Origin of the sequence: Mycolicibacterium sp. 624, assembly GCF_040548615.1 — a bacterium.
GTDB lineage: Bacteria > Actinomycetota > Actinomycetes > Mycobacteriales > Mycobacteriaceae > Mycobacterium.
This window is the reverse complement of sequence record NZ_JBEPRZ010000008.1, coordinates 58,281-79,013: the sequence shown is the minus strand read 5'-3', so window position 1 is coordinate 79,013 and position 20,733 is coordinate 58,281. Positions and strand designations below refer to the sequence as shown.

Annotated in this window: 15 protein-coding genes; 9 read left to right on the top strand and 6 right to left on the bottom strand. The window is 67.4% G+C overall.

Annotated elements, in window-relative coordinates:
- Positions 1-72: 72 nt before the first annotated feature.
- The 9 genes from trpB (at position 73) to ABIA65_RS27035 (ending at position 13,664) form a co-directional block, all read left to right on the top strand.
- On the top strand, positions 73-1,341 hold the full coding sequence (trpB, locus tag ABIA65_RS27075; protein ID WP_241404929.1) for a tryptophan synthase subunit beta: 1,269 nt from the start codon (positions 73-75) through the stop codon (positions 1,339-1,341).
- On the top strand, positions 1,338-2,132 hold the full coding sequence (trpA, locus tag ABIA65_RS27070) for a tryptophan synthase subunit alpha (RefSeq protein ID WP_354525480.1): 795 nt from the start codon (positions 1,338-1,340) through the stop codon (positions 2,130-2,132). Before trpB ends, trpA begins: the two co-directional genes overlap by 4 nt.
- Positions 2,129-4,282, top strand: coding sequence for a prolipoprotein diacylglyceryl transferase (gene lgt / locus ABIA65_RS27065; RefSeq protein ID WP_354525479.1), 2,154 nt, complete (start codon positions 2,129-2,131; stop codon positions 4,280-4,282). The genes trpA and lgt overlap by 4 nt, the downstream gene beginning before the upstream one ends.
- A gap of 48 nt (positions 4,283-4,330) precedes the next feature.
- Complete coding sequence (locus tag ABIA65_RS27060; protein WP_371747037.1) at positions 4,331-4,738, top strand: NINE protein; 408 nt, start codon at positions 4,331-4,333, stop codon at positions 4,736-4,738.
- Entirely contained in the window at positions 4,728-5,138 is a 411-nt protein-coding gene (locus tag ABIA65_RS27055) for a DUF2752 domain-containing protein (RefSeq protein WP_354525478.1), read from the top strand. Before ABIA65_RS27060 ends, ABIA65_RS27055 begins: the two co-directional genes overlap by 11 nt.
- A gap of 82 nt (positions 5,139-5,220) precedes the next feature.
- Positions 5,221-9,789, top strand: coding sequence for a glutamate synthase large subunit (gene gltB / locus ABIA65_RS27050; protein WP_354525477.1), 4,569 nt, complete (start codon positions 5,221-5,223; stop codon positions 9,787-9,789).
- Complete coding sequence (locus tag ABIA65_RS27045) at positions 9,782-11,284, top strand: glutamate synthase subunit beta (RefSeq protein ID WP_354525476.1); 1,503 nt, start codon at positions 9,782-9,784, stop codon at positions 11,282-11,284. Before gltB ends, ABIA65_RS27045 begins: the two co-directional genes overlap by 8 nt.
- A gap of 50 nt (positions 11,285-11,334) precedes the next feature.
- Positions 11,335-12,753: a pyruvate kinase gene (pyk, locus tag ABIA65_RS27040; RefSeq protein WP_241404935.1), complete on the top strand. Its 1,419-nt coding sequence runs from the start codon at positions 11,335-11,337 to the stop codon at positions 12,751-12,753.
- 32 nt (positions 12,754-12,785) lie between these two features.
- Positions 12,786-13,664, top strand: coding sequence for an acyl-CoA thioesterase II (locus ABIA65_RS27035; protein WP_241405623.1), 879 nt, complete (start codon positions 12,786-12,788; stop codon positions 13,662-13,664).
- A gap of 5 nt (positions 13,665-13,669) precedes the next feature.
- Here ABIA65_RS27035 and ABIA65_RS27030 read toward each other — a convergent pair whose 3' ends face one another.
- From ABIA65_RS27030 to ABIA65_RS27005, 6 genes are all read right to left on the bottom strand, one after another.
- Complete coding sequence (locus ABIA65_RS27030) at positions 13,670-14,128, bottom strand: DUF4190 domain-containing protein (RefSeq protein WP_241404936.1); 459 nt, start codon at positions 14,126-14,128, stop codon at positions 13,670-13,672.
- A complete protein-coding gene (locus tag ABIA65_RS27025) occupies positions 14,125-15,657 on the bottom strand; it encodes an ATP-binding cassette domain-containing protein (RefSeq protein ID WP_354525644.1) in 1,533 nt (510 codons plus the stop codon). The genes ABIA65_RS27030 and ABIA65_RS27025 overlap by 4 nt, the downstream gene beginning before the upstream one ends.
- A gap of 28 nt (positions 15,658-15,685) precedes the next feature.
- Positions 15,686-17,290, bottom strand: coding sequence for a thiol reductant ABC exporter subunit CydD (gene cydD / locus ABIA65_RS27020; RefSeq protein ID WP_354525643.1), 1,605 nt, complete (start codon positions 17,288-17,290; stop codon positions 15,686-15,688).
- 23 nt (positions 17,291-17,313) lie between these two features.
- Positions 17,314-18,354, bottom strand: coding sequence for a cytochrome d ubiquinol oxidase subunit II (cydB, locus tag ABIA65_RS27015; RefSeq protein WP_241404938.1), 1,041 nt, complete (start codon positions 18,352-18,354; stop codon positions 17,314-17,316).
- Between the two features lie 10 nt (positions 18,355-18,364).
- Positions 18,365-19,813: a cytochrome ubiquinol oxidase subunit I gene (locus ABIA65_RS27010; RefSeq protein WP_241404939.1), complete on the bottom strand. Its 1,449-nt coding sequence runs from the start codon at positions 19,811-19,813 to the stop codon at positions 18,365-18,367.
- 93 nt (positions 19,814-19,906) lie between these two features.
- Entirely contained in the window at positions 19,907-20,572 is a 666-nt protein-coding gene (locus ABIA65_RS27005) for an HdeD family acid-resistance protein (RefSeq protein ID WP_502919630.1), read from the bottom strand.
- Positions 20,573-20,733 lie beyond the last annotated feature (161 nt).

The following is a 20,733-nucleotide window of genomic DNA, read 5'->3' as shown; positions in this document are numbered from 1 at the left end:
GACGCTGGCGATGTACGGCTTGCGTGAAGAGCGGAACGGGGCGATGAGCCGCGTGCGCAAAGAGAAGAGAAAATGGCTGATCTAGCCGGTCCCAAGCTGCCGCGATCCAGTGCAGCCGTGGCCGAACCCACCGTCCACGACCCCGATCAGCGGGGTCATTTCGGCGCGTACGGCGGACGGTTGGTCGCCGAAGCCTTGATGGCGGTGATCGAGGAGGTCACCGCCGCCTATGAGAAGGCGCGGACCGATCAGACGTTCCTCGATGAGCTGGACCGCCTGCAGTGCCACTACACCGGGCGGCCCTCGCCGCTGTATGAGGCCACCCGGCTCAGTGAGCACGCAGGCGGAGCCCGACTGTTCCTGAAGCGAGAAGACCTCAACCACACGGGATCTCACAAGATCAACAACGTGCTGGGTCAGGCCCTGCTGGCCAAGCAGATGGGCAAGACGCGCGTTATCGCCGAGACCGGCGCTGGGCAGCACGGCGTGGCGACCGCGACGGCGTGTGCGCTGCTCGGTCTGGACTGCGTGGTCTACATGGGTGCGGTCGACACCGCGCGCCAGGCCCTCAACGTGGCCCGGATGCGGCTGCTCGGTGCCCGCGTGGTCTCCGTCGAGTCGGGGTCCAAGACCCTCAAGGACGCCATCAACGAGGCGTTCCGTGACTGGGTGACCAACGCCGACGCCACCTACTACTGCTTCGGAACCGCGGCCGGACCGCACCCCTTCCCGACGATGGTCCGCGACTTTCAACGCGTCATCGGTCTGGAGGCCCGTGCTCAGATCCAGCATCAAGCCGGCCGTCTCCCGGACGCGGTGACCGCCTGTGTTGGTGGCGGATCGAACGCGATTGGCATCTTTCACGCGTTCATCGACGATCCCGGGGTTCGACTTGTCGGCTACGAGGCGGCCGGTGACGGCGTCGAGACAGGCAGGCACGCGGCCACGTTCACCGGCGGCTCGCCCGGGGCGTTCCAGGGCTCGTTCTCCTACCTGCTTCAGGACGACGACGGTCAGACCATCGAATCGCATTCGATCTCAGCGGGTTTGGACTATCCCGGGGTCGGTCCCGAGCACGCATACCTCAAGGACATCGGCCGTGCCCAGTACGAGCCGATCACCGACACCGAGGCGATGGACGCGTTCGCGCTGTTGTGTCGCACCGAGGGAATCATCCCGGCGATCGAGTCCGCGCACGCAGTGGCGGGGGCGTTGAAGCTCGGTGTCGAACTCGGCCCCGGCGCGATCGTTCTGGTCAACCTCTCGGGCCGCGGCGACAAGGACGTCGAGACCGCGGCGAGTTGGTTCGGACTTCTCGACGAACAGGATGAGACCGAATGACGACGAGTCGGCTGTCCGGTCTGTTCTCGACATGCCGCGCGGAGAACCGCTCGGCACTCATCGGGTACCTGCCGACGGGGTACCCCGATGTCGCGACGTCGATCGACGCGATGGTGGCGATGACCCAGGCGGGCTGCGACATCGTCGAGGTCGGAGTCGCCTACTCCGATCCCGGAATGGACGGCCCGACCATCGCGGCGGCCACCGAGGCCGCGCTGCGCGGCGGGGTGCGAGTTCGTGACGCCCTGAAGGCCGTCGAGGCGATCAGCAGCGCCGGTGGCAGTGCGGTCGTGATGACGTACTGGAACCCCGTGCTCAAGTGGGGGGTCGAAGCCTTCGCCCGCGACCTGGCCTCGGCCGGTGGCCTCGGCCTCATCACGCCTGACCTGATCCCCGACGAGGCCGAGGAGTGGATTCGGGCCTCCGACGAGCACAACCTGGACCGCATCTTCCTGGTGGCGCCGTCCTCCACGCCGGAGCGGTTGGCCGCGACGGTGGACGCGTCACGCGGATTCGTCTACGCGGCATCGACGATGGGCGTCACCGGTGCACGTGATGCCGTCTCGAATGCGGCACCGGAGTTGGTGAGCCGCGTCAAGGCCATCTCGGATATCCCGGTCGGTGTCGGGTTGGGCGTGCGCTCGCGCGACCAGGCCGCTGAGATCGGCGCCTACGCGGACGGCGTCATCGTGGGGTCGGCGCTGGTGTCGGCCCTCGAGGAGGGTCTCGCCACGTTGAGGGCATTGACAGAAGAACTGGCCGACGGAGTGCGACAGAGGATTACAGCGTGACCGCAACGGTACTGGCGTATCTTCCCAGCCCGGCACAGGGCGTGTGGCATCTCGGGCCGGTACCGATTCGCGCGTACGCGCTCTGCATCCTGGTCGGCATCGTCGCAGCCCTGATCATCGGGGACCGGCGCTGGGTGGCTCGCGGTGGCGAGCAGGGCGTCATCTACGACATCGCGCTGTGGGCGGTGCCGTTCGGCCTGCTCGGCGGCCGGCTGTACCACGTCATCACCGATTGGACGACCTACTTCGGCGCCGACGGCAAGGGTTTTGGTGCGGCACTGCGCATCTGGGACGGTGGCCTCGGCATCTGGGGTGCGGTCGCGCTCGGAGGTGTTGGCGCATGGATCGCGTGCCGAAGGCGGGGAATCCCGTTGCCTGCCTTCGGAGATGCCATCGCGCCGGGCATCGTGCTCGCGCAGGCGATCGGACGACTGGGCAACTACTTCAATCAGGAACTCTTCGGCCAGGCCACGACCGTGCCGTGGGGCCTCGAGATCTATGAGCGTCGCAATGCCGCCGGTGCGCTCGACTCGCTCAACGGGGTGTCGACGGGCCGGCTGATCGAGGTCGTCCATCCGACGTTCCTCTATGAGCTGCTCTGGAACCTGCTGGTCTTCGCAGTGTTGATCTGGGTGGATCGGCGCTTCAAGATCGGCCATGGCAGGTTGTTCGCGCTCTACGTCGCGGGCTACTGCATGGGCCGGTTCTGGATCGAACTGATGCGCAGCGACTACGCGACGACGATCGCCGAGACCGGGATCCGAGTCAACACATTCACGTCCACGTTCGTCTTCATTGGCGCGGTGGTCTACATCATGCTCGCGCCAAAGGGTCGCGAGGATCCCGCGACGCTCAAGGGCCACGACTACGACGAATCGCTTCTCGACGAGGTGGGCGAGGAACTCGTTGCCGTCGCCGCGACCAGCGGAATCGTCGCTGCGGCCAAGGTGGCCGGTGCCGAGGACGAGGCTGCCGAGCACGAGTCGGAAGCCGAGGAGATCGACGCCGAGTCGCTCGAACCCGACGTCGCTCTGGATGACGCGGACGACGTTGCCGAGGACGAGGCTGAGGAGGCCGAGGCCGCCGACGAAGCCGAACCCGCTGAACTCGCCGAGTCCGATGACGAATCCGAGGCATCCGCCGTTGCCGTTGAGGGCACCGAGGTAGCCGAGGCGCTCGAGGCTGAGGTTGAACCTGAGGCTGAGGCTGAGGCTGACTCGGGCGAACCTGCCGAGGAGCCTGCGCCCGAGGAAGGGCTGGGCTCGGTGGATGCCGATGAGGTTGTTGCGGCTGAGGGTGATGTGGCCGAGGTGCGCGAGGCTGCTGTCGAGGGTGAGCAGGAGGCGGAGTCGCTGGCTGAGGACGTGGCTGCTGAGGCCGACGCCGAGTCCGACGAGTCTGACGAAGCTGCCGCCGACGAGACCGAGACCGAGCCTGCTGAGGAGCCTGCGCCCGAGGAGGGTCTGGGTTCGGTGGATGCGGATGAGGTTGTTGCGGCTGAGGGTGATGTGGCCGAGGTGCGCGAGGCTGCTGTCGAGGGTGAGCAGGAGGCGGAGTCGCTGGCTGAGGACGTCGCTGCTGAGTCCGACACCGAGTCCGACGAAGCTGTCGCCGCTGAGACCGATACCGACGCCGATACCGACGCCGAGACCGAGACCGAACCCGAGACCGAGACCGAGCCTGCTGAGGAGCCTGCGCCCGAGGAGGGTCTGGGTTCGGTGGATGCGGATGAGGTTGTTGCGGCTCAGGATGACGTTGCCGAGGTGCATGAGGCTGCTGTCGAGGGTGAGCAGGAGGGGGAGTCGCTGGTTGAGGACGTGGCTGCTGAGGCCGACGCCGAGTCCGACGAGTCTGACGAAGCTGTCGCCGACGAGACCGAACCCGAGTCCGAGACCGAGCCTGCTGAGGAGCCTGCGCCCGAGGAGGGTCTGGGTTCGGTGGATGCGGATGAGGTTGTCGCGGCTGAGGGTGACGCTGCCGAGGTGCATGAGGCTGCTGTCGAGGGTGAGCAGGAGGCGGAGTCGCTCGCCGAGGAAGTGGCAGATGAGGCCACCGACGCGACCGACGCCGACGCGCCTGCCGCCGAGACCGTTACGCCAGCGGTCGAGGCCGAAGAACCGCGTCGCCGGTGGTGGCGCCGCAGGGGATAACGCCTGCGGTCGCACTGACCCGGCCTTGGTTCTGGCATGCTGAATGTCATGACCGAACCGCAGTCCGGCGGCCGGGAGGACTGGACCGCGTCGTCCATGCCGCCGCCCCCTCCGCCCCAGGGCTATCCGCCTCAGGGCTACCCGACGCAGTACCCGCCGCCCCCCGGCGCGTACTACGACCCGACGGCGCCGTACGGCAGACATCCAATGACTGGCGAGCCGTTCTCGGAGAAGTCGAAGATCGTCGCGGGGCTCCTGCAGCTGCTCGGCTTGCTCGGGCTGGTCGGGATAGGCCGCATGTACCTCGGGCAGGTGGGCCTCGGCATCCTTCAGCTCGTCGTCGGCCTCGTCACGTGCGGTATCGGCGCATTCATCTGGGGCATCGTCGATGCCGTGTTGATCCTGACCGACAAGGTCCGTGACCCACAGGGGCGTCCGCTCCGCGATGGCACCTAGCGTCACTGCCAACCCGAGACGGGTCGCTTCCGCGCTGGGCGCCGGTGCGCTGCTCGCGGGCGGGCTGACCTACATCGGTCTGGCCGACCCGCACCGACCCGGATTCCTGTTCCCCCTCTGTCCCTTCTACGCGCTGACGGGGTGGTACTGCCCGGGATGTGGCGGCATCCGCATGACCCACGACGTGCTCACCGGCGACATCTCCGCGGCGGTGACGGACAACGTCTTCGCGCTCGTCGGCATCCCGATGCTGGTCCTCTGGCTGGTGGTGCGGTGGCGGCTGGGACGACCGCTGATGCCGCGATCGGCGGTGGTGACGCTGGTCGGTGCGGTCATCGTGTGGACGGTCGTGCGGAACTGGCCGCGCTTCCCGCTGGTGCCGACCTTCGTCGGAGGGTGACCCCGCAGCCCCGCTGATACAATCGGCCTTCGGGCCGGTGAAGTCCCGGAAAGAACTTTTCCGGACTGCGGAGGTACGTCCAATGCTGTTCTCGGCATTGCCCGAAACACAGGGTCTCTACGATCCCGAGCACGAGTCGGACTCGTGCGGTGTCGCCATGATCGTCGACATTCAGGGGCGTCGTTCGCATTCCATCGTCGCCGATGGACTGACCGCGCTCGAGCACCTCGAACATCGCGGCGCGGCAGGCGCCGAGCCCAACAGCGGTGACGGGGCCGGCATCCTGCTGCAGCTGCCCATCGAACTGCTGCGCGACGTCGTCGACTTCGCGTTGCCCGAGTCCGCACCGGACGGCTCAAACACTTTCGCTGCCGGAATCTGCTTCCTGCCAATCGATCCCGTCACGCGGATCGCGGCACGCGAGCGCATCGACCAGATCGCGGCGGAGGAGGGACTTGAGGTCCTCGGGTGGCGTGAGGTCCCGATCGATCCAGACGGTGCTCAGGTCGGTGACACGGCGCTCGGCTGTCTGCCCCACATGTCCCAGTTGTTCGTCACCGCACCGGAACTCGACGGCGTCAGGCCCGGTGGAATCGACCTGGACCGTCGGGTCTATCCGCTGCGCAAGCGCGCAGAGGCGAGTCCCGACGAACTCCAGGTGTACTTTCCGTCGCTGTCCAGTCGCACCATGGCCTACAAGGGCATGCTCACCACGATGCAGCTGCCCCGGTTCTTCCCGGACCTCCGAGATGAACGGTGCCGCAGCGCGATTGCGATCGTGCACAGCCGGTTCTCCACCAACACGTTCCCCTCGTGGCCGTTGGCCCATCCGTTTCGGTTCGTCGCCCACAACGGCGAGATCAACACCGTGCGCGGTAACCGCAACCGTATGCGTGCACGCGAGGCGACACTGGCGAGCGCCCGCATCCCCGGCGACCTGAGCAGGCTCTCACCCGTCTGTACGCCCGGAGCGTCGGACTCCGCGACCTTCGACGAGGTGCTGGAACTGTTGCACCTCGGTGGGCGGAGCCTGCCGCATGCCGTGATGATGATGATCCCGGAGGCGTGGGAGAACAACACCACGATGGATCCGCGGCGCAGGGCGTTCTGGCAGTTCCACGCCTCGCTTATGGAGCCGTGGGACGGACCTGCGTGTGTGACCTTCACGGACGGCTCGGTGGTCGGAGCGGTCTTGGACCGCAACGGGTTACGCCCCGGACGCTGGTGGCGCACGATCGACGACCGGATCATCCTGGCCAGCGAGAGCGGTGTGTTGGACGTACCGTCGGCCGAGATCGTGGCCAAGGGCCGCCTGGAACCGGGCAGGATGTTCCTCATCGACACGGCCGCGGGCCGGATCGTGTCCGATGACGAGGTCAAAGACCAACTGGCCGCCGCGGAGGCCTACGGCGAGTGGCTGCACGCCGGTCTTCTCGACCTCAAGACACTGCCCGACCGGGCGCGCGTGCGACCCAACCACGAATCCGTCGTGCGCAGGCAGATCTCCTTCGGCTACACCGAGGAGGAGCTGCGGATCATGCTGACGCCGATGGCAGCCTCCGGTGCCGAACCGCTGGGATCCATGGGCACCGACACCCCAGTCGCGGTGCTCTCACAGCGGTCGCGGCTTCTCTACGACTACTTCGTCGAACTCTTCGCTCAGGTCACGAACCCGCCGCTGGACGCCATCCGCGAAGAGGTCGTGACGTCGATGGCACGCGTCATGGGTCCCGAGCAGAACCTGCTGGAACCGTCGGCGGCGTCGTGTCGCCAGATCGTGTTGAGCAGGCCGGTTCTGGACAATGACGAACTCAACAAGATCGTCCACATCAATGACGACGGTGAGCAGCCCGGTCTCAAGACAAAGGTGCTGCGTGCGCTCTATGACGTGGAGCGTGGCGGTGAGGGTCTCGCCGAGGCGCTGGAGGAGCTGCGCGTCCGGGCCAGCGCGGCGATCGCGCGGGGGGCCAGGACGTTGGTCATCTCCGATCGCGACTCCGACCACACCAAGGCGCCGATCCCGTCGCTGCTGGCGGTGTCGTCGGTGCACCACCACCTGGTCCGCACCAGGGAGCGCACCAGGGTCGCGCTGGTGGTCGAGAGCGGTGACGCCCGCGAGGTGCACCACATCGCCATGCTGATCGGATTCGGCGCGGCGGCGGTGAACCCCTATCTGGCCTTCGAGTCGATCGAGGATCTGGTTCGCGAGGGTGAGCTCACCGGAATCGAGTCGTCGACCGGCGTCCGCAACTACCTCAAGGCGCTCGGCAAGGGCGTGGTGAAGGTGATGAGCAAGATGGGCATCTCCACCGTCGCGTCCTACACCGGAGCCCAGGCCTTCGAGGCCATCGGCCTGGACCGCGATGTGGTCGACGAGTACTTCACCGGCACACCCAGTCAAATCGGCGGGGTCGGCCTCGACGTCATCGCCGAGGAGGTCAAGCTGCGGCACCGCCGCGCCTACCCCGAGAATCCGACCGAACGCGTGCACCGTCGGCTCGAGGTCGGCGGTGAGTACGCATTCCGACGCGAGGGCGAACTGCATCTGTTCACCCCGGAAGTGGTCTTCCTGCTGCAGCATTCGACGCGAACCGGCCGTCGGGAGGTGTTCGAGAAGTACTCCGAGGAGGTCAACCGGCTGGCTCGCGAGGGTGGGGTGCTGCGCGGCCTTTTCGAACTGAAGTCTGGCGTGCGCCCGCCGGTGCCGCTGGCCGAGGTGGAGTCAGCCGAGTCCATCCTGACCCGGTTCAACACCGGCGCAATGAGTTACGGGTCCATCTCCGCCGAGGCGCACGAAACCATGGCGATCGCGATGAATGCGCTCGGTGGCCGGTCGAACTGCGGGGAGGGCGGCGAGGATGTCGACCGGCTCTATGACCCGCGTCGGCGTAGTGCGGTCAAGCAGGTCGCATCCGGCCGATTCGGCGTCACCAGTGACTACCTCGTCAATGCCAGCGATATCCAGATCAAGATGGCTCAGGGCGCCAAGCCCGGTGAGGGTGGTCAGCTGCCGGGATACAAGGTGTACCCGAACATCGCGAAGACGCGGCACTCGACGCCTGGTGTTGGCCTGATCTCACCGCCGCCGCACCACGACATCTATTCGATCGAGGACCTCGCGCAGCTGATCCACGATCTGAAGAACGCCAACTCGCAGGCCCGGATCCACGTCAAGCTGGTGAGTTCGGTGGGGGTCGGAACCGTGGCGGCGGGGGTGTCCAAGGCGCACGCCGATGTCGTGCTGATCTCCGGATACGACGGCGGGACCGGCGCTGCTCCGCTGACGTCGCTCAAGCACGCGGGGGCGCCGTGGGAGATCGGGTTGGCCGACACGCAGCAGACGTTGGTGCTCAACGGTCTTCGTGATCGCATCACGGTGCAGTGTGACGGCGGTATGCGCACCGCCCGCGACGTGATCGTCGCCGCGCTGCTGGGTGCCGAGGAGTACGGGTTCGCCACCGCGCCGCTGGTGGTCGCCGGGTGCATCATGATGCGGGTCTGTCACCTCGACACCTGTCCGGTGGGTGTGGCGACTCAGAACCCGGAGCTGCGGGCGCGTTTCAACGGCAAGCCCGAGTTCGTGGAGAGCTTCTTCCGGTTCATCGCCGAGGATGTTCGCAAATACCTTGCCGAGTTGGGCTTCCGAAGCATTGACGAGGCGGTCGGACGGGTCGATGTGCTCGACACGGCTCCGGGTGTCGCGCACTGGAAGAGCCGCGGCCTGGACCTCAGCCCGATCTTCGCGGTTCCCACCGATGCGCACGGCGCCAAGCTGACGCAGCGGCGCAGGCTGCGTGACCAGGACCATGGTCTCGAGCACGCACTCGACCAGACCATGATCGCGCTGGCCGAGGGTGCGCTCGAGGACGCCCATCCCGTGCGCCTCGAGGTGCCGGTGCGCAACGTCAACCGCACCGTCGGCACGCTGCTGGGCGCGGAGGTCACTCGCCGCTACGGCGCCCAGGGCCTGCCCGAGGACGCCATTCACGTCACCCTCACCGGATCGGCGGGCCAGTCGCTGGGCGCCTTCCTGCCGCCTGGCGTCACGCTCGACCTTGTCGGCGACGCCAACGACTATGTCGGCAAGGGGCTCTCGGGTGGCCGGGTGATCGCTCGCCCCGACGACGACGTGCTGTTCCTGCCGGAGGACAACGTCATCGCGGGTAACACCCTGCTGTTCGGCGCCACCTCGGGAGAGGTGTTCCTGCGGGGCCGCGTGGGTGAGAGGTTCTGCGCCCGCAACTCCGGGGCGCTGGCGGTCGTCGAGGGGGTGGGTGACCACGCCTGCGAGTACATGACCGCTGGACGCGTCGTGGTGCTTGGCGCGACGGGCCGGAACATGGCTGCGGGGATGTCGGGCGGCATCGCCTTCGTCCTGGGGCTCGACCCGGCGCAGGTGAACCTCGAGATGGTGGAGCTGCAGCGCCTGGAACCTGAGGATCTGTCCTGGTTGCGCGGCGTCGTCTCGCGGCACGCGAAGTTCACGGGGAGCACCGTCGCGGGGTCACTGCTGTCGGACTGGCCAAGGCGCAGTGCGCAGTTCACGAAGATCATGCCGACCGACTACCAGCGGGTGCTCGCGGCGACCAGGATGGCGAAGGCCGAGGGCCGAGACGTCGACACTGCGATCATGGAGGCCAGTCGTGGCTGACCCAATGGGATTTCTGCGGGTACCCAAGGTTGATGCGGCCAAGCGGCCGGTCGACGAACGCGTCGGGGACTGGCGGGAGGTCTACGAACGTCAGGATCCCTACGAGCGGGCCGATGAGGTCTCGCAGCAGGCCCGCCGGTGCATGGACTGTGGTATTCCGTTCTGCCACTCGGGTTCTGCGGGCTGCCCGCTGGGCAACCTGATCCCCGAGTGGAACGATCTGGTGCGGCGTGGCCGGTGGGACGCGGCCAGCGAGCGGCTGCACGCCACCAACAACTTCCCTGAGTTCACCGGCAGGCTGTGCCCGGCACCGTGCGAGGCCGCGTGTGTGCTGTCGATCGCCGAGGAGACGACCGGCGGCGCCGTGACCATCAAGCGCATCGAGCAGACCATCGCCGATCACGCGTGGCGCAACGGCATCGTCGAACCCACGCCGGCGGCCATCGTCACCGGCAAGAGCGTGGCGGTGGTCGGGTCGGGGCCTGCGGGACTGGCCGCGGCACAACAGCTCACCCGCGCCGGACACCACGTCACCGTCTACGAGCGGGACGATCGGCTGGGCGGTCTCATGCGGTACGGGATCCCCGAGTACAAGCTGGAGAAGTCCGCACTCAACCAGAGGCTCGCCCAGATGCGAGCCGAGGGCACGCGATTCATCACCGACTGTGAGGTCGGGGTTGACCTCAGCGTCGAGGCGCTACGGGCACAGCACGACGCGGTCGTGCTCGCCGTGGGCGCATTGCGCGCCCGCGACAACGCCGTGCCGGGGCGCGAGCTGGCCGGCGTGCATCTGGCGATGGAACATCTGGTGCTCGCCAACCGCGAGTGCGAGGGCGACGGGCACTCCGATGTGTCCGCCGAGGGCAAGCACGTCGTGATCATCGGTGGCGGTGACACGGGGGCGGACTGCCTGGGCACGGCGCATCGCCAGGGTGCGGTGTCGGTCACCCAGCTCGACTACAACGCCGAACCGCCCGAACAGCGCGACGACACGCTGTCCCCGTGGCCGACGTGGCCGATGGTGCTGCGCATGTCGCCCGCGCATGCCGAGGGTGGTGCCCGTCGCTATGAGGTCGCCGTGCAGCGGTTCATCGGTGACGCCTCGGGCAACGTGGCCGCGATGGAGATCGCGGAAGTTCGCGTCGAACGCGACGCCGACGGGCGCAGGTCCATCACACCGGTGGGGGACCCGATGGAGATTCCGTGCGACCTGGCTCTGCTGGCCATCGGATTCGAGGGCGTCGAGCACATGAGGCTGCTCGATGACCTCGGGCTGGCACTCAACGGGCGTGGGGCATTGCCGTGCGGGTCGGACTGGCAGACCAGTGCGCCCGGAGTCTTCGTCTGTGGTGACGCGCATCGGGGCGCGTCGCTCATCGTGTGGGCCATCGCGGAGGGCCGCAGCGCGGCGCACGCCGTCGACGCCTTCTTGATGGGGGAGTCCGATCTGCCGGCGCCGGTGAGACCCGGAACCCTGCCCCTGGCCGTCGTGTGAGACTCCGTCTGAATGGTCATCTGAATCGATCATGACTATGCTGAGGTCCCGTGAATAGACGCGGAAAAATCGTCTGTACCCTCGGTCCTGCCACGGGCAGCAGCGAGATGGTCAAGTCCCTGGTCGAGTGCGGAATGGACGTCGCTCGACTCAACTTCAGCCACGGCGATTACAGCGATCACGAAGCCAACTACAACTACGTCCGGTCGGCTTCAGACGCCACGGGGCGTGCGGTGGGTGTGCTCGCCGATCTCCAGGGGCCCAAGATCCGGCTCGGCCGGTTCTCCACCGGTGCCACGCTGTGGGCCACCGGTGAGACGGTGCGCATCACCGTCGAGGACATCATGGGCGTCCACGACCGGGTGTCGACCACCTACAAGAACCTCGCGGTCGACGCCGCGCCGGGAGACCGACTCCTGGTCGACGACGGCAACGTGGGCCTCGTGGTCGAGGCGATCGAGGGCGACGACGTGGTGTGCAAGGTCACCGAGGGTGGCCGGGTCAGCAATAACAAGGGCCTGTCGCTGCCCGGTATGAACGTCTCGGTGCCGCCACTGTCGGCGAAGGACATCGCCGACCTGGAGTTCGCGCTGAACCTCGGCGTCGACCTCGTTGCGCTGTCGTTCGTGCGTTCGCCCGCCGATATCGAACTCGTTCACGAGGTCATGGACCGGGTGGGCCGGCGGGTTCCGGTGATCGCCAAGCTGGAGAAGCCCGAGGCGATCGCCAATCTCGAGGCGATCGTGCTGGCCTTCGACGCCATCATGGTCGCGCGCGGTGACCTCGGCGTCGAACTGCCGCTCGAGGAGGTGCCGCTGGTCCAGAAGCGCGCGATCCAGATGGCGCGGGAGAACGCGAAGCCCGTCATCGTCGCGACGCAGATGCTGGAGTCGATGATCGAGCACTCCAGGCCCACTCGCGCCGAGGCCTCCGACGTGGCCAACGCCGTCCTCGACGGCGCGGACGCCGTGATGCTCTCCGGCGAGACGTCGGTGGGCAAGTACCCGCTCGAGACGGTCCGCACCATGGCGCGCATCCTGCAGGCCGTCGAGGACAACTCGACGGCGGCGCCGCCGCTGACCCACATGCCGCGCACCAAGCGCGGCGTCATCTCCTATGCGGCCCGTGACATCGGCGAGCGGCTCGACGCGAAGGCGCTGGTGGCCTTCACCCAGTCCGGTGACACCGTCAAGCGGCTGGCTCGCCTGCACACACCGCTACCGCTGCTGGCGTTCACCCCGCTGCCCGAGGTGCGCAGTCAGTTGGCGCTGACGTGGGGCACCGAGACGTTCATCGTCAAGCAGATGGACACCACCGACGGCATGATCCGCCAGGTCGACGAGTCGCTGCTCGCGCTGGGTCGCTACAAGCGGGGCGACCTCGTGGTCATCGTCGCTGGGGCTCCTCCGGGCACAGTAGGCTCGACCAACCTGATCCACGTTCACCGGATCGGCGAGGACGACCACTAGGAGGGTTCGTGTCGGGAGGCGCCGAGCAGCCGATGGCGCGACGAGCGTCCCATCCCGACTTCACCGAACTCCTGGCGGTCCTCGACGTCGAACGCGTCTCGGATGGCCTGTTCACCGGGTCGCACCCCAGCAAGAACCCGGTGAGGACGTTCGGCGGCCAGATGATGGCGCAGGCGTTCGTCGCGGCCAGTCGCACGGTTCGTGACGGCCTGCCGCCCAGTGCGCTGTCAATGCACTTCATCGCGGGCGGTGACCCCGAGCGGGACCTCGAGTTCCACGTGGTCGCACTACGCGACGAGCGCCGCTTCGCCAACCGCCGGGTCGACGTCATGCAGGACGATCTGCTGCTGGGGTCGGCCCTGGTGTCGCACCTGTCCGGTGGTCGCGGACTGGAACACGATGTCGAGGCGCCGGTGGTTCCGCCGCCGGGCGACCTGCCGGGGATCGACGATGTGCTGCGCGGTTATGAGAAGACCGTGCCGCACTTCGCCGAGGCGCTGCGGCCCATCGAGTGGCGCTACACCAACGATCCAGCGTGGGTGATGCGGGACAAGGGCGAGAAGCTCAAGCACAACCGGGTGTGGATGACGGCCGCGGGGGAGATGCCCGACGACCCGATCCTGCACGCGGCCGCCCTGGTGTACTCGTCGGACACCACCGTGCTCGACTCGATCATCACCACCCACGGACTGTCGTGGGGTTTCGACCGCATCTTCGCGGTGACGATGAACCACTCGGTCTGGTTCCACCGGCCGATCCGGTTCGACGATTGGGTGCTCTACTCGACGTCGTCGCCGGTGGCATCGGATTCACGGGGGCTGGGCACCGGCCACTTCTTCGATGAGTCCGGACGCGTGCTCGCCACCGTCGTGCAGGAGGGCATCGTCAAGTACTTCCCGGATCGAGGCTGACGCCGCTACCTGGTGGGCGTTGGGGCCACGCTGAACCGGCTCTCCACGCGATCGCGAAGTTGGTCGGCGCACGCCTCGGAGGCGGTCCGATCGGTGCCCGCATTCGCGACGCAGTCGAGGTAGTCCGCTCCGCCGACCTCATTGAAGATGCCAACCCAGACGGCGATGAAGGCCAGCGACACGACGATCGCCAACGCGCCCAAGGCGATTCCCGCGACGGCCACTCCACCGTTGGATGCCTCACCCCGCTTCGCCCGGCCCCGACCGGCGATGCCGAGAATCACTGCGACGACGCCGATCACGACGCCACCGACCACTGACCAGAAGAAGAGCAGCGCCACGATCGCCAGAACCAACGCGGCGATACCGAGCCCGTTGCGCGGCGCGCTGGGTGGTGGCGGCCCGTAGCCGGGGTATGGATTCTGCTGGTATGGCGGCGGATATCCGCCCGGATACCCGGTCATGTCTGGTCAGCGTACTCGCCGCGGTCGGAGTTGAATTCTGCGTTGAATTCGGCGGCGGTGACGACTCGGCAGGGCAGCCCGTCGGGCAGGTGATGAGTGGCGACGACGACCGTGCGGTCGGCCCCGAACAGCATGCCCGGTGTCAGGAGGCGGACCAGGATCCGGTCGGCGTCGACCGCGTCGAGGTGTTCGGTGGGTTCGTCGAGCAGCACGATGGGGAAGTTCGAGACGAGCGCACGGGCCAGCAGGAGGCGTCGGCGCTGCCCGGCCGACACCGCGGCGGCGCCGCCGTCGAGAACCGTCGAGAGCCCATCGGGCAGTGCGTCGAGCCAGGGCCGCAGGCCGACGGTGTCGAGTGCCGCGGTCAGTTCGGCGTCGGTGGCGTCACCGCGGGCCACCAGCAGGTTATCCCGCACAGTGGTGTCGAACAGGTGGGCGTCCTCGGCGAAATAGCCTGCGGTGAGGGGCTCTTGATGCGCCTCGGCGATGGTGGTCAACAGGGTGGTCTTGCCGCTGCCGCTCGGACCGAGCACCGCGAGGCGGTCGCCCTCGCACAAGTCGATCCGGGTCAGCCTCGGGCGCGGTCGACCGTCTACCGGGGCGGTGAGGTCTGCCAGTCGACGAGCCGCGATGCGGGCGCGCACCAGGTGCACGGCGGCGGCCGGTAGCGCGGAGGTCGCCTCGAATGCCGACAGTGGCAACAACATCAGGATCGCCACCGTGGTCGGGGCCGCTGTCGCCGCGAGCGTCGTCGCCACCAGGGCGGCACCCAGCGCGGCGGCGCCCACCGCCAGCGTCGGTACCGCTGCGGCGACCGCGGCGGGCCGTGCGGCGCGGTCGGATGCATGGCCCCAGTTGCGGTGCTGGCGAGTCGATTCGGCGATCGTCGTGTCGAGCCGGCCCGCGACACGTAGCTCGGGTCCATGGTCGAGCGCCAGCATGCCCGCGGTGTCTCGTCCCGCGTGGTGGCCGACTGCCAGCGTCTCGGCGTGGTCGGCCGCGCGTGCGGCGAGCCATGGTGCGAGGATGCCCGCGACCACCAGGCTGACGGCGAGCACGACGGCGGCGGCCACGGACGCGAATGCCAGCGCGATGACGGCGGCCGACGACAGCACGACCGCGACCGCGATCGGGATCAGTGCACGCACGATGACGTCGGCCAGCTCATCCACCGAGCCGCCGAGTCGTGACACCAGTTCGCCACCATGCCAGCGCATTGCAGTGTCGGCGGGCGCGGCGGCGAGTCGCCGGTACAACAGTGACCGAGCGTTGCCCGCCGCGCGCAGCGCTGTGTCGTGTGTCGCGAGCCGTTCGCAGTAGCCGAGGACCCCGCGCGATATGCCCAGAGCGCGGACGGCCACGACGGCGACGGTCAGGTCGAGGATGGGTGGTCGCTCCCAGGCGCGGGCGATCAGCCAGGCCGCCACGACGGCCAGCGCCAGTGCGCTTCCCAGCGACAGCACGCCGAGTGCGACCGCCGCGGCGAGCCGGCCCCGGCGCGGTCGCAGCAGCCCAATGGCGGCGGCCATCGGGTCGGTGTTGGTCCGGTCGTCGGGCTCAGTGGCGAGCAAGGGCCGCACCTCCCACGTGCACGATGCGGTCGCCGACGGCGACGACCTCGGCGCGGTGTCCGACGAGCACCACCGTCGCGCCCGCACGGGCTCGCGCGACGATCGCGGCGAGCACCCGGCTCTCCAGTGCCGCGTCGAGGTGCGACGTCGGCTCGTCGAGCAGCAGGACCGACGCGGACGAGCCCAGCACGCGTGCCAGCCCGAGCCGCTGGCGCTGACCCAGCGACAGGCCGGTTCCGGCGCGTCCGAGCGGGGTGTCGTAGCCGTCGGGGAGCGTGGCCAGAACGTCGTCGAAACCGGCTGCGCGACAGGCAGCATCGAGATCGACAAGTGGTCCGAACAGGTTCAGGTTCTCGCGCACCGTCCCGGGAATCAGGACCGGCCGTTGCGTCAGCCAGGCCACCTGCGCCCACCAATCGTGGGGTTCGAGATCGACCACGTCGACATCGTCGATCAGAACACGACCCGAGGTCGGTGGCGCCAACCCCAGGATCATTTGCAGGGTGGTGCTCTTCCCGGCGCCGTTGGGTCCGGTCAGCACGGTGATCTCACCCGGGGCGATCTCCGCCGACAAGCCGTCCGGGGCCGCGCCGTCACGCCCAGTCAGCGTCAACCCGTCCAGACGGATCGGCGCTCCCGCCGCGGTCACCGTTGCGACACCTGCCTGCGGTCGTGGGAGTTCGTCCAGCAGTGCAGCCGCTTTGGCTGCGGCGGTCTTCCCGTCCTGGGCGGCGTGGAACTCCACGCCGACGCGACGCAGCGGCCAGAACACCTCAGGTGCCAGCAGCAGTGCGGTGAGTGCGTTGGCCAACTCCATCTCGCCGTACACCAGTCGCAGTCCGACGCTGACCGCCACCAGTGCGACACCGAGTGTGGCCAGCAGTTCGAGCACCAGCGAGGACAGGAAGGCTATCCGCAACGTGGACATGGCCGAACGTCGATGCGCTGCACTGAGTTCGGTGATTCGGTATGCGGGTCCGTCGGCCCGGCCGAGTGCCCGCAGGGTGGGGATGCCCGCGACGAGGTCGAGCAGGCGGGATTGGAGCGTGGACATCGCGTTGAGCGAGGCTGCGGAGCGGTCGGCGGTCACCAGACCGATGAGGATCATGAAAACGGGGATCAGCGGCAGCGCGATCACCACGATGATCGCGGACTGCAGGTCGTAGCAGGCCATGACGATTACGGCTGCAGGGCTGAGGATTCCGGCGAGGACGACCGCCGGGATGTATCGGGTGAAGTAGGGACGCAGGCCGTCCAGTCCCCGCGTGGTGAGGAGCGCGGCCTCGTCGCGCACCTCGGCGAGACGCCGCGGGGGCAGTGCGGCCACGGTGGAGAGCACCTGCCGGTTCAGGTCACTGATCGTGGCGGTCGCCCCGCGCTGGCTGAGCCGTGCCTGCACCCACTGGCCGGCCGCGCGCAGCACCCACAGTCCCAGCAGGAGCCACAGCGACTCCGCCCAGTGCGCGACGTTGCGGGATGCCGGATCGGTGATGAAGCCCGCCGTGACGTGTGCCAGGACCACCGCGGCAGCGATGGCCGCACCGGTGATGACCACACCGCAGCACACGGACGCGGCCAGGTGTCGCCGCATCGCGGGGGAGCCGCCGAGCGGGTTCACGGCATTTGCCGTGACAGTCCGATCGGGTCGGGAATCCGGTCGGCGGAGATCCGTTGGCGGAACACCCAGTACGTCCATGCCTGATAGGCGATGACGAGCGGCGCGAAGATCAGCGCGGCCCACGACATGATCTTCAGCGTGTACGGGGACGATGATGCGTTCTCGATCGTCAGACTCCACGCGGGATCGAGCGTGGACGGCACCAGGTTCGGGTACAGCGACCCGAACAGCAGGACCACGACGGCCGCGATCACCACCGCGGTGAACACGAAGGTCCACCCGTCTCCGCCGCGACTCCACACCAACATGACCGCGGATATCTGCGCGATCACCGCGATACCGACCACCAGCCAGGTCCAGTCCTTGCCGTACGCGAGTTCGGTCCACAGTCCGAATGCGGCGACGACGACGGTGACCGGGACGGCCAGCAGGCCGGCGAACCGGGCGGCTTCGTCCCGCACGGACCCCTCGGTCTTCAATCTGATGAACACCGCACCGTGGAAGGCGAACAGGCCGCCCGTGGCCAGACCGCCGAGCAGCGAGTACGGGTTCAGTACGTCGCCGAACGTGAGGTGGATCTGCGCGTTGGCGTCCACCGGCAGCCCCCGTACCAGCGAGGCGAACGCGACACCCCAGAGGACGGCGGGCAGCCACGAACCGACCGCGATGGCGGCATCGGCCCATGAACGCCACCGTGGATCGTCGACCTTGCCGCGCCACTCGATCGCACAGACGCGGACGATCATGCCGACCAGGATTGCCAGCAGCGGAAGGTAGAGACCGGAGAAGACCGTCGCGTACATGGCTGGGAACGCGGCGAACATCGCGCCACCGGCGGTGATCAGCCACACCTCGTTGCCGTCCCACACCGGCCCGATGGTGTTCAGGACGGCGCGCTGGCTGCGCTCACGGTCGTCGCCCTCGCGTCTGCCGAACCACCGCATGAGCATGCCGACGCCGAAGTCGAATCCCTCGAGCACGAAGAAGCCCAAGAACAACGCCGCAAGTGCGATGAACCAGAAGTCCTGAAGTCCCATGTTCCCTCCCTCAGTAGGCGAACGACAGCGGAGCGATCTCGTCGTCGCCGGGCGGTTTCGGTGGTGTGGGTTCTGCGTCGTGTTCCAGTGGCCCCTCGACCACGTAGCGCCGGATCAGCCAGAACCAGACCACCGCGAGCACCGCGTAGATGAGGGTGAAGAGGAGCAGCGATGTCACCACCATTCCGGCGGAGTGGCCCGACACGCCCTGCGCAACGTTCAGGTGAAGTTCCGGATCACCCGTGGGGTTGGGCACCACCACCCACGGCTGGCGGCCCATCTCGGTGAACACCCATCCCGCGCTGTTGGCCAGGAACGGTGTGGGCAGGGTGAGCAGTGCGAACCACGAGAACCACCGTTGGCCGGGGATGCGGCCGCCTCGTGTCAGCCACAGCGCGACGACGGCGAAAAGCGAGGGTATGGCCAGCAGGCCGATCATCGCGCGGAACGACCAGTACGTGACGAACAGGTTCGGTCGGTAGTCACCGGGACCGAACTGTTTCTCGTACCTCTCCTGGAGGTCTTGGACGCCTTCGAGCGTGACGCCGGAGAGTTTTCCCTCGGCCAGGAAGGGAAGCACGTAGGGCACCTCGATGAGGTGTGTGACGCTGTCGCAGTTGTTGTGCGTCCCGACGGTGAGAACCGAGAAGTTGGGGTCGGTCGTGGTGTGGCACAACGATTCCGCTGATGCCATCTTCATCGGCTGTTGCTGGAACATCAGTTTGCCCTGCACGTCCCCGGTGTAGGCGAGGGCACCGGCCGAGACGAGTGTGACGAGGCAACCGAGGATGGCCGCCGGGCGGTACATGGTGCGCGCGTCATCGCTTGTGCGGTCCCGCACCATCCACCACGCACACACGCCGGCGACGAAGGTGCCCGCGGTGAGGAACGCCCCGAACACGGCGTGCGAGAACGCCGCTATCGCAGTGTTGTTGGTGAACAGCTCCACGATGCTGGTCAGTTCGGCACGGCCGGTCTCCGGATTGAAACGGGCGCCCACCGGATGCTGCATCCACGAGTTGGCGGCGATGATGAAGAAGGCCGACATGTTCACCGCGATGGCGACCACCCAGATGCACGCAAGGTGTACCAGGCGATTCAGGCGGGTCCACCCGAAGATCCAGAGGCCGATGAAGGTCGACTCGAAGAAGAAGGCGACCAGGCCCTCCAACGCCAGCGGTGCGCCGAAGACGTCGCCGACGTATCGGGAGTACTCACTCCAGTTCATCCCGAACTGAAACTCCTGCACGATCCCGGTTGCCACGCCGAGGGCGAAGTTGATCAGGAACAGCTTCCCGAAGAACTTCGTCAGCCGGTACCACGACGTGTTGCCCGTGATAACCCATGCGGTCTGCATGACGGCGATCAGCGGCGCGAGACCGATGGTCAGCGGCACAAAGATGAAGTGGTAGACCGTCGTGATTCCGAACTGCCACCGTGATACATCCAACGCGTCCATGCGCACCATCTCCCGGGCTGCGGTCCCAATCCACTACGGATCTACGACGGAGTGTAGTAGACCCCGGGGCCGCGGGTGATGCGATGTGAGCTGTCAGTCAGTAGTGGATTCCTTGACGGGAGTTGTCGGCTCCGTGGGTACAACCGTTTCCGTCGCCGGCGTCGTCGCCGCCGGGTCAGAGTTCGCGCCCAGGGCCTTGGCGGTCCTGTGGATTCCGATGGCGGCGACGACCTCCATCACGCCGATGACGATCAGCCAGATGCCGACAACCAGGGCCAGGGTCTGCATCGATGTGAACGGGGATGCGAGAACCACGACACCGGCGATCAGGCTGATGATGCCGACGAAGATGTTCCAGCCGCGGCCGGGCAGCGTCGGGTCGCTGATTGCGGAAACCGTTGTGGCCACCCCGCGGAAGATGAATCCGATGGCGATCCAGATGGCCATCAACAGCACGGCGTCGTACAGGTGGCGGAATGCGAGCACGGCGAGGATGAGCGATGCTGCGCCACTGATGAAGAGCAGCACGCGTCCGCCCGCGGCCACGTGCAGGCTGAAGGCGAAGATGACCTGCTGAATGCCGGTGATCAACAGGTATACGCCGAAGAAGATCGCGGCCACGGTGATGGTGATATCTGGCCACGCCACCACGGCGACGCCCAGTGCGACGGCCAACACGCCGGAGATGAGGGCCGATTTCCACAGGTGGGGCAACAGACTTGGCGTGGCGGAAGTACTCATGGTCGAAGTCTTGCACAGCACGGAATCCGTGGGACGTTTTCGTCGCGGTCGATGGCGATAACGGCGCCGTCAGCCCGGCGAGGTCGTTAATGTTCCGTTACCGGCCATGCGTGCTGGCGCCCATGTCGTTAACCTCCTCGGCTTGGGGGAATGATGACGACCCGAAGAAGAGAGATGAG

What these genes read in the sequence shown, in the direction of transcription:
- trpB (WP_241404929.1), top strand. Translation starts at nt 73, where the DNA reads ATGGCTGATCTAGCCGGTCCCAAGCTGCCGCGATCCAGTGCAGCCGTG.
- trpA (WP_354525480.1), top strand. Translation starts at nt 1,338, where the DNA reads ATGACGACGAGTCGGCTGTCCGGTCTGTTCTCGACATGCCGCGCGGAG.
- ABIA65_RS27060 (WP_371747037.1), top strand. Translation starts at nt 4,331, where the DNA reads ATGACCGAACCGCAGTCCGGCGGCCGGGAGGACTGGACCGCGTCGTCC.
- ABIA65_RS27055 (WP_354525478.1), top strand. Translation starts at nt 4,728, where the DNA reads ATGGCACCTAGCGTCACTGCCAACCCGAGACGGGTCGCTTCCGCGCTG.
- gltB (WP_354525477.1), top strand. Translation starts at nt 5,221, where the DNA reads ATGCTGTTCTCGGCATTGCCCGAAACACAGGGTCTCTACGATCCCGAG.
- ABIA65_RS27035 (WP_241405623.1), top strand. Translation starts at nt 12,786, where the DNA reads ATGGCGCGACGAGCGTCCCATCCCGACTTCACCGAACTCCTGGCGGTC.
- ABIA65_RS27030 (WP_241404936.1), bottom strand. Translation starts at nt 14,128, where the DNA reads ATGACCGGGTATCCGGGCGGATATCCGCCGCCATACCAGCAGAATCCA.
- ABIA65_RS27025 (WP_354525644.1), bottom strand. Translation starts at nt 15,657, where the DNA reads ATGGCCGCCGCCATTGGGCTGCTGCGACCGCGCCGGGGCCGGCTCGCC.
- cydD (WP_354525643.1), bottom strand. Translation starts at nt 17,290, where the DNA reads ATGCGGCGACACCTGGCCGCGTCCGTGTGCTGCGGTGTGGTCATCACC.
- cydB (WP_241404938.1), bottom strand. Translation starts at nt 18,354, where the DNA reads ATGGGACTTCAGGACTTCTGGTTCATCGCACTTGCGGCGTTGTTCTTG.
- ABIA65_RS27010 (WP_241404939.1), bottom strand. Translation starts at nt 19,813, where the DNA reads ATGGACGCGTTGGATGTATCACGGTGGCAGTTCGGAATCACGACGGTC.